Below are 11312 nucleotides of genomic sequence, written 5' to 3'. Positions count from 1 at the left end.
CCGGACAACGCGACCATGCGCTCCCGGGCTGGCTGCACTTCTACAATCACCACCGAGCCCACTCCGCCACCGGAGGTCAGCCACCAGTCACCCGACTGACCAACCTCCCTGGACATCACATCTAGACCGTCCCGCTCCGGGTCAGTCGGTCCAGACGCTCGCGAGCTCGGTCGCGGTGCGCGCCGGCGCCACCGGTGCGCCGGTCTCGGTGCGCGAGAAGCGCGGTGCGGGAGCGGCTTGCATCACGCCGTCCAACTCCTGCAGGTTCGCGCGTGCGGCCATGTGCGGGTCGACCGGGGCCTCGGCGAAGGTGAGCACCGGGGTGGTGCAGGCGTCGGTGCCCGCGAAGACCGCCGCCCAGTCGTCCCGGGTGCGCGAGGCGAACGTCTCGGTGAACACCGCGCGCAGCTCGTCCCAGCGGGCGATGTCGTTCTGGTCGGGGATGTCGGCCCCCTCGAGACCGAGGCCGGTGATCAACTGCGCGTAGAACTGGGGCTCGATCGCACCCACGGCCATGTACTTCCCGTCGGAGGTCTCGTAGACCTCGTACCAGGGTGCGCCGGTGTCGAGCATGTTCACGCCACGCTCGTCGCGCCACAGACCCGTGCCGCGGAATGCCCACATCATCTGTCCCAGAACCGAAGCGCCGTCGACCATCGCCGCGTCGACGACCTGTCCGGCACCCGAGACCCCACGCTCGACGAGCGCGGCCAGCACGCCCTGCACGAGGAACATCGACCCGCCGCCGAAATCGCCGACGAGGTTGAGCGGCGGCACCGGCCGCTCACCCGCCCGGCCGATCGCGTGCAACATGCCGGTCATCGAGATGTAGTTGATGTCGTGTCCGGCGCGGTCGGCCATCGGGCCGTCCTGACCCCAGCCGGTCATGCGGCCGTAGACGAGTCGAGGGTTCACCGCGAGCAGGTCGTCGGGTCCGAGGCCCAGGCGCTCCATCACCCCGGGCCGGAAACCCTCGAGGAGGACGTCGGCGCGGGCGACGAGTCGGATCACCTCGGTCTTGTCGGCGGCCGACTTGAGGTCGGCCTCCACGACCGCCGACCGCCCGCGCAGGAGCTGATCGGCGTTGCGACCCGGCGCGGGGAGCGTCCCGGACCGTTGGACACGCACCACATCGGCCCCGAGATCGGCCAGCATCATCGCAGCGTGCGGACCGGGCCCGATGCCGGCGAACTCCACGACCCGGATGCCCGTCACCGGGCCCTGGCGTCGCTCCTCGCGCGGCTGTTCACTCGAACTCATCGAAGTACCTCGTCGTCGGTTGCCGATGGATTGACCGAGCGCTCGCTCCGTCGCTTCCAGCATCGCATGTCGCCCCGGTGATCGCTGTCACCGGGTGGTTTGCCCGCGGGCGCGGCGCGCCGGTCCGCGAAACGCCGGGAAGGGTGAAAAGCGTTCGCCGCTTCGTGTGTTCAGAAGCGCTTGCGGTGGCTAGCATTGTCCGAATGATCTGCTCCGGTGGGCTCGGCGCGGCGACCTGGACCGAACTCGACGACCGGCAGGTCACGCTCGTGGTCCCTGTCGGGTCGGTCGAGCAGCACGGCCCGCATCTGCCCCTCGACACCGACACGCGTATCGCCGGTGCCGTGGCCGACGGTGCCTGCGCCACGCTCGGAGCCGACGACGGGCCGACGCTGCTGGCCCCGGCGCTGGCCTACGGCGCCAGCGGCGAGCACGAGGACTTCCCCGGCACGATCTCCATCGGACACGAGGCGCTGCGACAGGTCCTCGTCGAGTACGGCCGCAGCGCTTGCCGGTGGGCCGCACGCATCGTCTTCGTCAACGGCCACGGCGGCAACGTCGCCACCCTGATCGACGCGGTCGGCCTGCTCCGGGTCGAGGGGCGCGACGCGGCCTGGTTCCCGTGCGCCGTGGCCGGCGCCGACGCGCACGCCGGTGCCACCGAAACCGCACTCCTGCTGCACATCTCGCCGGAGACCGTGCGATCGGACGCCGTCGCGGTTGGCACCACCGCCGCCGTCGCCGATCTCATGCCCACCCTGCGATCATCGGGTGTGCGTGCGGTGAGCCCGAACGGGGTGCTCGGCGACCCGCGGCGTGGACATCCCGACGACGGGCGCGCCCACCTCGCCGCGATGGCGACGCGACTGGCCGACGCGGTACGTCGATGGTCGCCCGACGAACACGGCGTCCTGCGATGACCCGTCGAACCGAGGGTGCCGACACCGACGCGACCGATCCCGAGGCCACGGCCGACGGCGGGTCCGAGGAGGCGACGGAGAACGCGCCGGTGCGCACGCCGCAGGAACTGCCCGACGGGTTCCAGGTGCAGCTCGACCTGGGCACCGTCGTCAACCCCGCAACGCGCCGGCACCTCCTGGGCGGATCCCCGATGCGCCTGCTGACCCTGTCCCCCGCGGCGGTCGACATGATCGATGCCGACGGCCGACTGGTGGTCTCGGGTCCCTCCTCGGCGACCCTGGGTCGTCGTCTGCTCGACGCCGGGGTCGCCCATCCGCGGCCCATGTTCGGGCCCGACACCGGGGACGTGACCGTGGTCATCCCGGTGCGCGACAACCAATCCGGGGTCGATCGGTTGCTCGCCGCACTGGTCGGGGTCCGTGTCGTCGTCGTCGACGACGGCTCCGCGACACCGGTCGTCGTCGGCGACGCGGGGCGTGGGGAAGAGGTCGAGCTCCTCCGTCTCGATCGCAGCGTCGGTCCGGCGGCCGCGCGCAACCACGGGGCCCGTCGCGTCGAGACCGATCTCATCGCCTTCGTCGACTCCGACGTCGTCCCCGAATCCGGTTGGCTGTTCAAGCTTCTCGCGCATTTCTCCGACGACCGCGTCGCGATGGTGGCGCCACGCATCGTCGCGATGACCCCCGACGGCGGCCCGATGGCGCGCTACGAGGCGCTGTGCTCGTCGCTCGACATGGGGCGTCGGGAGAGCGCGGTGGCGCCGGGTACGCGTGTCCCGTACGTGCCGAGTGCTGCGATCATAGTGCGCCGCAGCGTGTTCCGTGAGGTTTCGACGGGCGGGTTCGACGAGTCGCTGCACGTGGCCGAGGACGTCGACCTCTGCTGGCGCATCACGTCTGCGGGCTGGGTCATCCGGTACGACCCCATCGCCGTCGCGGCGCACGATCACCGCGACCGGCTCGGTCCGGCGCTGCGACGCCGACGCTTCTACGGGACCGGGGCGGCCCTGCTGAGCGATCGCCATCCCACCCTCGCGGCGCCGATCGTGATGACGGTCCCCATGGCCGTGGCGGCACTCGGCGTGCTGACCCGCTCGCGATGGGGGCTGGGCCTGCTGGTGGCGATGATCGCGATCATCGGACGACGTCTGCACGGCCGGGTGTCGCACGTCCCCGACGCGTTCTCGGTGGCGGCGAAGCTGACCGCACAGTCGATGGGGTTCGGGTTCCTGCAGTTCGCCTCGGCGCTGTGTCGGCACTACTGGCCGCTGTCGGTCGTGCTCGCGGTGTTCTCGGCCCGGTTCCGTCAGGTGCTGCTCGCCGTCGCCCTCGCCGACGGCCTCGTCGAATGGGTGCGCTCGGAGATGCTCAACCCCGACCCGGTGCAGCGCCTCGGTGTCGCCCGGTTCGTGATCCTCAAACGCCTCGACGACCTCGCCTACGGTGCCGGTCTGTGGGAGGGCGTGCTCGCCGCACGGGCGGCGGGTGCGCTGCGACCGGTCATCGGATCCGTCCACGCCGCGGAGCGGCACGCGACGTCCGGGCGGATCGCGGAGAGACGTGCGGTCACCGAGGGGGCCGCGCCATCGCATTCGTGAGCCGCTCGTGACACCGCGTCGTGTCGTGGTGGTCGGTGCGGGCAGCTGCGGATGCGTGGTGGCCGAGCGTCTCTCGCGCGGTGACCACGTTCTCGTGACCCTCGTCGAGGCGGGCCGCGACACCCCGACCGACGCCGACCTCCGTGTGTCCCGTCTCCCCGTGGGACCCGATGCGCACCGCGTGCGGCGGTATCGCACGGTCGACGGTCTCGATCTCGTCCGCGGCGCCGGGGTGGGCGGGTCGTCGGTCGTCAACGGCGGCTACTTCCTGCGCGGTCACCGCGCCGACCTCGACGGCTGGGATCGACGCTGGTGGGACATCGACACCGTCGAGCGATTCCACCGCATCCTCGACGGCGGCGGGTCCGGCGGTGTGATGTCGGTCCGCCGCGTCGACGACACCGAGCTCCACCCGCGCGCCATGGCCTTCGAGAGATATTGGCACAGAACAGGATATGACCTCGTCGGCACGGAATGGCCGACCGTCGGCGTCAACCGGGTGCGTGTCAACGCCGACCGCGTCCGACGGGTGTCCGCCGACCGGGCGTTCCTCACGGCCGCCGTCCGCGCCCGACCGTCGCTACGGATCGTTGCCGACACCACTGTCGACGAGGTGCTGGTGTCCGACGGCACGGCGACCGGTGTCCGCGCCGGTGGAGAGACGATCCCCGCCGACGAGGTGATCCTCTGCGCGGGCACCCTGGCGAGCGCGACGCTCCTCGCCCGCTCGGCCGGCCGGACACCGTCGACCTTCCCGCTGGGTGAACACCGCGAGATCCTGGTCCGTTACCGCGAACGGACCCCGGCGCCCCGCACCCGCGCCGGCCTCCCCCTGCTCCCGACCGTTCTGCACACCGAGGACGGTTTCGAGATCCGCTGCTACAACGCTGATTTCGCCGACCACATCACCGGTGTGGCGCGCTCGGGCCCGGCCGTCGGGGTGGCGGGCATGGTCCCGGGGGCGAGCGGACACCTGACCGTCGACGCCGACGGTGCCGTCGGTATCGACATCGGCGCCGCCCAGGCCGTGGGCGACGGCATGCGGCGGTGGTCGCACCGGGTCGTGGAGATGCTCGAGGGAGCTGCGCACGCCGACCTCGTGGAGAACGGCAGCGTGACGATCGACCCGGTGCTCGCGACGTCGCACCACGCCTGGGGCACGATGCCGATGGGTGCGGCCACCGACGCGCTCGGCGGGGTGATCGGCGTCGAGGGTCTGCGTGTGGTCGACGGATCGATCCTCCCGGGCGCCCTGTCGAGCGGACCGCACGCGACGACGATGATGATGGCGGCCCGGATCGCCGACGCCATTGCCGAACCGCTCTCGGCGCGCAGCGGTATCGTCGGATCGTGACCTCACTAGGCGACCCGGCGGTCCGGGAGTTCCTGTCCACCGGAACCCGTACCGGCATGCTGGGATTCACTGCATCCGACGGACGTCCGCTCATCGCGCCGGTGTGGTTCGTGCTCGACGAACGCACCGCTGACGACGGCGGGGCCGACCTGCGCATCGCCTTCAACACCGGCGCCGACACGGCGAAAGGGCGGGCGCTGCAGCGTGATCCGCGTGTGGTGCTCTGCGTCGACCTCCCCGAGCCGCCGTACGCCTTCGTCCAGGTGCAGGGGCGAGTGCAGATCAGCGACGACCTCGACGAGGTGCGACGCATCGCCACGGCGGCGGGCGGTCGCTACATGGGTGCCGACCGCGCCGAGGAGTTCGGCGCGCGCAACGGGGTCCCCGGGGAACTCGTGGTGTGGATCGAACCGGTCAAGGTGATCGCCTCCCTCGACGTCAGCGCCTGACGTCGCTGCCGGCGCAGCACGCGTCAGGGGAGAACGCGCTGCTCCTCGCGACGCGGTGTGACGGCGAAGGTGCGCTCACGCGGATCCCAGAACGCCAGCACGGGCCAGGCCAGGGCCTGGGCGAGTCGGGCGAACTGGATGCCGACCAATGATCCCGCCCACTGCTTGCGCCTGCCGTGCATGCGGAAGGTGCGTGGCGTGCGCGCGGTGTACTTCCAGTAGCTGGCCGGGGTCGTGCACAGCCGCCGGCCCGAGATCCGGGCGTCCATGCCCGGTACCCACGCGAGCTGCCATCCCCGGCTCACCACGGTGATCCCGATGTCGAGGTCGTCCTGGATGTCGTCTCGCGTGCTGGTGTGGGCCGCGATGTCGGCCCACACCGCCGCCCGCATCACGCAGTTCGCGCCGAAGGTGTCGGCCATCTCGGTGATGGACCCCTCACGCATGCCGGCCTCGAGTTTCTCGGTGAACCGGGCCTGCGCCGACCGGAAGAGCCATTGGGCGGGCATGTCGTGCATGGAGCACAGACCGCTGCCGCCGGCGACGGTGGGCGGCACCGCCTCGAAGAAGCGGCGGATCGCCGCGGTCCACTGAGGGGTGACGACGGTGTCGGCGTCGATCTTCGCGACCAGTTCACCCGTGGCCTCCCGCACCCCTCGAGCGGCGGCGTGCAGTGCCCCCTGCTGGTGCTCGGTGACCAGCCGGACGGTCGGGGACTCCCGCACGAACGAGCCGACGATCGCGGCGGTGTCGTCGGTGGAGTTGTTGTCGATGACGATGACCTCGGCGACGGGTTCGTCCTGGGCCAGCAGTGCATCGAGGCAGGCCGCGATGTCCGCTTCCTCGTTGTAGGCGGGGATGATCACCGAGATCGCTGGGTGAGACACAGGTGCATGTTTACCCAGACGAACGGATAGGTCAATGTCGTCAATCCCGCGACACGGCCGCCCGGCGGTAGGCGCGGAGTGCGGGATAGCCGAACACGACGAGACCGCCGACGGCCCACAGCACCGTCTTGATGAGGCTGTCGGTCACCGGACCACCGATCGCCAGCGCGCGCATGGTGTCGATCGCGCACGTCATCGGCTGATTCGCGACGAGCGGCTGCAGGACTCCGGGGTAGGCGCTGACCGGGGAGAAGCCGGAGTTGAAGAACATGAACAGGCTCGCGATCAGCGACAGGATCGGTACGAGCGGGATGTTCGACGACGACAGCGCCAACGCCAGCACGATCGTGAAGAACGCGGCCCCGTAGAGCAGCGCGACCGCGAAGATGCCCAGCGCCGGCACGAAGCCCTGGTTGAAGCGCCAGCCGATGATCATCCCGAACAGGGTCAGGATCACCGTGCCGACCAGTATGCGCATGAGTTCGGCCGCGATCCGGGAGCTGAAGTCGGCTCCGCGGTGGACGGGGAGGACATAGAGGCGGGTGAGCAGTCCGGACTTGCGTTCGGTCGTCAGCCGCACGCCGCCGGCCATGGAACCGAACATCGCACCGACGAGGACCACCAGCGGCACGGTGCCGAACGCACTGTTCTGCCCGGTCGCCTGACCGATGGCGTCGCCGAGCACGACCTTGAACATGATCATGCTCAGGGCCGGGAACAGCAGGGTCTGCAGCAGGGTGACCCGGTCACGGAGGACGACGAGGGTCTGTCGACCGGTGAGGATGCCGGTGTGGGTGAACCACGCGCGCAACCCGCGTTCGCTGTGGCGGCCCACCTCGGGGAAGCGCGTCACCATCAGATTGCCGGTACCGGCGGCCCGTGGCGCGACGGCGTCGGCCGGATCGGCCGGTGCCGTGGGCAGACGGACCGAGGGCAGACGGGTCGTGGGTGCGTCCTCGACGGCGGTGGTGCCGCGGTCGCGCACCGGGATCCGCGTCGTCGGCCGGTCGGCCGACTCGGGGGCCAGCACCGTCCAGGGACCGACCACCGCGCGGATCGACCCGGTACCCGGGAACAGCACCTGCCGACCGGGCGTCATGTCGGTGCGGCGGGTCTCGGTGTCGTCGGGGTCGACCGACCTGCGCGAGACCGGTCGTTTCTCCGACCGCCACCAGTGGTCGTTGTCGGTCTGCCCGGGCGATCGGTGGCGCGGCCGACGCGGGAGACGGGTGGTGGGCTCGTCGCCCGACGGTGTCCCGGTGATCTCCCAGTTCATCGGCGCGCACCCCGCACGATCACGTACGCGCCGCCGGCGACGGCGAGTGCCGCGACACTGCCGGCCCAGATGAGCGGTGCCTGCGCGACATCCCAGGTCACGCGACCGTTGTCGAAGGCCCGCATCAACTCGGTGAATTGCGAGATGGGCTGGTTCCGCGCGAACGGGCGGATCCACTCGGGGAACGACGCCTCGGGCACGAACCCGGTCGAGAGCATGCCGAGGATGAGCTGCGGGAGTGCCAGGGCCTGGCTGGTGGCCTCGGGGTTGCTGGCGACGACGCCGATCGCGTCGGCTCCGAGTGCGAGCAGCAGGCCGACGACGAAGGCGACCCCGAGGAACCCGGCCATGTAGAAGAGGCCGTGTTCGGGCCGCCACCCGATGACGAGACCGGAGACGACCGCCCAGAACAGCGAGATGACCAGCAGGATCGCGTTGGCGACCAGGCGCGCGAACATCGGGATCACCGCGTTGACCGGCATGCTGCGCAGCCGGTCGGTGATGCCGGCGCTGCCGTCGGTGGCGGCGCGCATCGCCGCCGAGGTCGCCACGAAACCCACCGATTGCAAAAGGATGACCGGCATCAGGAACTGTGCGTAGTTGACACCGGGAAAAGCGTCGAAAATGCTGCGCAACGGCACGTAGAAACAAATGGTCAACATCACCGGGGCGACGATCCCCAGCACGAATTCGCCCTGGCGGAGCATCCCGCGCAGCGATCGCTCGGTGAGCGCCAGCGTCTGGCCCACCGGGTTGATGGTCCCGGCCGCGAGCCCGCCGATCACCAGCGGCCGTGGGGCCGTGGTCGTCACCGCGCCCCCTCGCGCTCCGACGCGACCCCCGTGGGTGTCGGGGCCTCGGCGTCCGCCGGCGCGGTGAGCTTGAGGAAGACGTCGTCGAGGGACGGGCGTCGCAGACCGACATCCGACAGTTCGATCTCGGCGTCGTCGAGACGCCGGACGATCTCGACCAGGGTCGCGGTGCCGCGGACCGCGGGGACGGTCAGCGCGGTCCCGCCCGAGGCGCTGCGGATCTGGTCGCGCGGGACGAGGTCGGCGAGCAGTTCGGTGATCTTCTCGATGTCGTCGGGATAGCTGGGGATGACCTCGCAGAAGGTCCCGCTGACGCGTTCCTTCAACTCGTCGGCGGTGCCCTCGGCGATCACCCGCCCCTTGTCGATGACCACGATGTTGTCGCTGAGGAGGTCGGCCTCCTCGAGGTACTGGGTGGTCAGCAGCGTCGTGATGCCCAGGTCGCGGAGGTTCGTGACGATGTTCCACACGTCCTGGCGGCTGCGCGGGTCGAGCCCCGTCGTCGGTTCGTCGAGGAACACCACCTCGGGTCGGACCACGAGTCCGCAGGCGATGTCGATGCGTCGCCGCATGCCGCCGGAGAACTTGCCGACGCGGCGCCCGGCTGCCTCGGTGAGATTGAACGCCTCGAGCAGTTCCGCCGCGCGGAGTCGGGCCGCCTTCTTGTCCAGGCCCATCAGCCTGCCGAAGAGCACGAGGTTCTCCTGGCCGGTCAGGGATTCGTCGAGGGCCGCGAACTGGCCGGTCAACATGATCGAGCGACGCACCTGGGCGCGGTCGTGCACCACGTCGTGACCGGCGATGCGGGCCGATCCGGCGTCGGGTATCAGCAGGGTGGCCAGCATGTTCACCGTCGTGGTCTTGCCGGCGCCGTTGGGTCCGAGCAGTCCGAGCACCGTTCCCGGGGCGACCTCGAACGACACGCCGTCGACGGCGGTGAAGTCGCCGAACCGCTTCACGAGACCGTCGGCGACGACACTCGGTCGCGTCCCCGCGTGGTCGATGCCGCCGGACGCGGTCCATCCACCGGACTGGCTGCCCTGCATGTGTGGTCCTGTCGTCGGGGAGTGACGGGGAACGCGGGGTCGACGGCGTCCCGCCGGGTCGACTCCCGCCGACCCGGTGGCGAGTGTATTCGTCCGGTGAACGTGTTCCGTGCGATCGGCGCGGTGTGTAACGCTCCGTGACATTTCGCCGATATCGAAATCGGAAAAAGAAAGTCATGACCGATTAGTTTTGGGACGTGGGATTACCGGTACGCTTTTATCGGCCCGCGTGCGGAGATCGGCAACCGTGATGTGTGACCACCGACGACCGGTGATCGGACCCGCGGCGGGAGAATGGGAGAGCAACGTGGCGATGCAGCTTCGTTCGCAGAAGGCGAGCACCACCGATCGCGTCCGTGTCAGCCAGATCGACGACACGCGCACCCTGGGTCAGCTCGTCGGGGCGGCCGCGGCGATCGCCCCGGGACAGCCCGCGATCTGCAAGCCCGGTCTCACCATCACCTTCGGTCAGCTGGCCACCTCGGCGTTCGGCGCCGTCGGAGCGATGTCGGGCGGGGACGTCATCGACGACTCCGCGCTCACCGTCGCCCTGATGATGAACGTGCCCGGCCTCGCCCTGTCGGGTCCGGCCGGCCTGGCCGCTACATTGATCTCGTTGCGTGTGCAGGCGTCGGTGGCCCTCGCGGGCGCCGAGCGCGTCTGAGACCGACCGGGTTCGCCCGACACCGCCCGAGCCCTTCAGAACCGTCCGCCGCGCCCGGTGCGCCGGCTCCGACCAGACAGAGAGTGGGACCGCATCCATGAGCAATCCCTTCGACGACGAGAACGGCCGCTTCTTCGTGCTGGTGAACGCGGAGAACCAGCACTCCCTGTGGCCCACCTTCGTCGACATCCCCGCGGGCTGGGACAAGGTGTTCGGCGAGGCGTCGCGTGCGGAGTGCCTCGACTACGTCAACGAGCACTGGACCGACCTGCGGCCCAAGAGCCTGATCGAGGCCATGGAGGCCGATTCGGCGCAGTGATCTCCACCCGCCGGCACCTCGCCCGGCGGCCGACACGCCCGTGTCGGGACACGAATCGCGCTCGAATGTGACACGGATCACCTGTCAATGTAACGCGATCGACATCGTTCTCAGACGCGAAAGTGCAGCTCAGAGCGCCTTTTGTGGAGAAGTACCAGCGTTTACCGTTCCAGTCTGTAACGAAACAGATACCCCAGCGACCCACACCACCCGTTAATGTGTCCCTACACCAAGCACGGTGACCGGGAATCAGGGGTTCAAGATGGCATTCGCAGCAGTTCGGTCGGGGGGAACGACCGTGGAGCACGATCTCGTCGAGGCGCGCGGCATCGCCCCCTCGGACCTGATCGGCACGGTTCGCCGAATCGCGGAGTCCGCGCCCAACCGGGTCGTGTGCCGTTACCACTACCGGTCGCTCAACTACCGGGAACTCGACGCCGCCATCGAACTGATGGTGCCGGTCACCCGTAGCCAGCAGATGGACGACCGCGCCGCCATCGTGGCCGCCGTCTTCGCCGGTATGCCCTCGTTGTCCACCGAGCGGGATCCTGCCACCGTCGCCTCCGTCGTCGACGGTACCTTCGCCCGCATCATGGCCGACCTCGCCGAACTCGAGATCGCCGCCGCCGCAACCCCCGTCCGCACCATGCGGACGAGTGAGATCGACCTGCGGGGGATCGCCAGCCGGCTCACCGGAGCCTGAGCGCCCGGCCCTGTCACGACCCCG

General features: G+C 70.0%; 12 protein-coding genes and 1 pseudogene. 8 read left to right on the top strand and 5 right to left on the bottom strand.

Features of this window, described 5'->3' with window-relative positions:
• A pseudogene (locus TU34_RS23610) lies at positions 1 to 125 on the top strand (IS481 family transposase); the annotation flags it as partial.
• A gap of 16 nt (positions 126 to 141) precedes the next feature.
• Here the strand turns inward: TU34_RS23610 and TU34_RS15045 are convergent.
• Complete coding sequence (locus tag TU34_RS15045) at positions 142 to 1260, bottom strand: CaiB/BaiF CoA transferase family protein (RefSeq protein WP_045823717.1); 1119 nt, start codon at positions 1258 to 1260, stop codon at positions 142 to 144.
• 203 nt (positions 1261 to 1463) lie between these two features.
• On the opposite strand from TU34_RS15045, the gene mftE reads away from it, so the two are divergent.
• From mftE to TU34_RS15025, 4 genes are read left to right on the top strand one after another with little or no spacing between them, the layout of a single operon-like run.
• Positions 1464 to 2180, top strand: a complete 717-nt coding sequence (gene mftE / locus TU34_RS15040; RefSeq protein WP_045823716.1) for a mycofactocin biosynthesis peptidyl-dipeptidase MftE — start codon at positions 1464 to 1466, stop codon at positions 2178 to 2180.
• The gene (gene mftF, locus TU34_RS15035; protein ID WP_150116552.1) at positions 2177 to 3778 is read left to right on the top strand and encodes a mycofactocin biosynthesis glycosyltransferase MftF; all 1602 of its coding nucleotides are present in this window, start codon (positions 2177 to 2179) and stop codon (positions 3776 to 3778) included. Before mftE ends, mftF begins: the two co-directional genes overlap by 4 nt.
• 7 nt (positions 3779 to 3785) lie before the next feature.
• Positions 3786 to 5132, top strand: coding sequence for a mycofactocin system GMC family oxidoreductase MftG (gene mftG, locus TU34_RS15030; protein ID WP_045823715.1), 1347 nt, complete (start codon positions 3786 to 3788; stop codon positions 5130 to 5132).
• On the top strand, positions 5129 to 5581 hold the full coding sequence (locus TU34_RS15025; protein ID WP_045823714.1) for a PPOX class F420-dependent oxidoreductase: 453 nt from the start codon (positions 5129 to 5131) through the stop codon (positions 5579 to 5581). The genes mftG and TU34_RS15025 overlap by 4 nt, the downstream gene beginning before the upstream one ends.
• 23 nt (positions 5582 to 5604) lie before the next feature.
• Here TU34_RS15025 and TU34_RS15020 read toward each other — a convergent pair whose 3' ends face one another.
• From TU34_RS15020 to TU34_RS15005, 4 genes are read right to left on the bottom strand one after another with little or no spacing between them, the layout of a single operon-like run.
• Entirely contained in the window at positions 5605 to 6468 is an 864-nt protein-coding gene (locus TU34_RS15020) for a glycosyltransferase family 2 protein (RefSeq protein ID WP_045823713.1), read from the bottom strand.
• A 40-nt stretch (positions 6469 to 6508) separates the two neighbouring features.
• Positions 6509 to 7744 carry an ABC transporter permease gene (locus TU34_RS15015; RefSeq protein WP_338063005.1) on the bottom strand — a complete coding sequence of 412 codons (1236 nt, stop codon included), beginning with the start codon at positions 7742 to 7744 and terminating at the stop codon, positions 6509 to 6511.
• Positions 7741 to 8556 carry an ABC transporter permease gene (locus TU34_RS15010; RefSeq protein WP_045823712.1) on the bottom strand — a complete coding sequence of 272 codons (816 nt, stop codon included), beginning with the start codon at positions 8554 to 8556 and terminating at the stop codon, positions 7741 to 7743. The genes TU34_RS15015 and TU34_RS15010 overlap by 4 nt, the downstream gene beginning before the upstream one ends.
• Positions 8553 to 9602, bottom strand: coding sequence for an ATP-binding cassette domain-containing protein (locus TU34_RS15005; protein WP_082080319.1), 1050 nt, complete (start codon positions 9600 to 9602; stop codon positions 8553 to 8555). The genes TU34_RS15010 and TU34_RS15005 overlap by 4 nt, the downstream gene beginning before the upstream one ends.
• Before the next feature lie 271 nt (positions 9603 to 9873).
• On the opposite strand from TU34_RS15005, the gene TU34_RS15000 reads away from it, so the two are divergent.
• The 3 genes from TU34_RS15000 to TU34_RS14990 all read left to right on the top strand — a co-directional run bounded on the left by TU34_RS15000 (position 9874) and on the right by TU34_RS14990 (position 11288).
• Positions 9874 to 10266 carry a hypothetical protein gene (locus tag TU34_RS15000; RefSeq protein WP_150116551.1) on the top strand — a complete coding sequence of 131 codons (393 nt, stop codon included), beginning with the start codon at positions 9874 to 9876 and terminating at the stop codon, positions 10264 to 10266.
• A gap of 97 nt (positions 10267 to 10363) precedes the next feature.
• Complete coding sequence (locus TU34_RS14995) at positions 10364 to 10585, top strand: MbtH family protein (RefSeq protein WP_045823710.1); 222 nt, start codon at positions 10364 to 10366, stop codon at positions 10583 to 10585.
• 262 nt (positions 10586 to 10847) lie between these two features.
• On the top strand, positions 10848 to 11288 hold the full coding sequence (locus TU34_RS14990) for a hypothetical protein (protein ID WP_150116550.1): 441 nt from the start codon (positions 10848 to 10850) through the stop codon (positions 11286 to 11288).
• The last annotated feature ends 24 nt before the right edge of the window (positions 11289 to 11312 follow it).

Source organism: Williamsia herbipolensis, from assembly GCF_000964005.1.
In the GTDB taxonomy this organism is placed as follows: Bacteria; Actinomycetota; Actinomycetes; order Mycobacteriales; family Mycobacteriaceae; genus Williamsia_A; species Williamsia_A herbipolensis.
The sequence above is the reverse complement of the archived record's forward strand: the minus strand, read 5'-3'. Positions and strand labels throughout refer to the sequence as shown.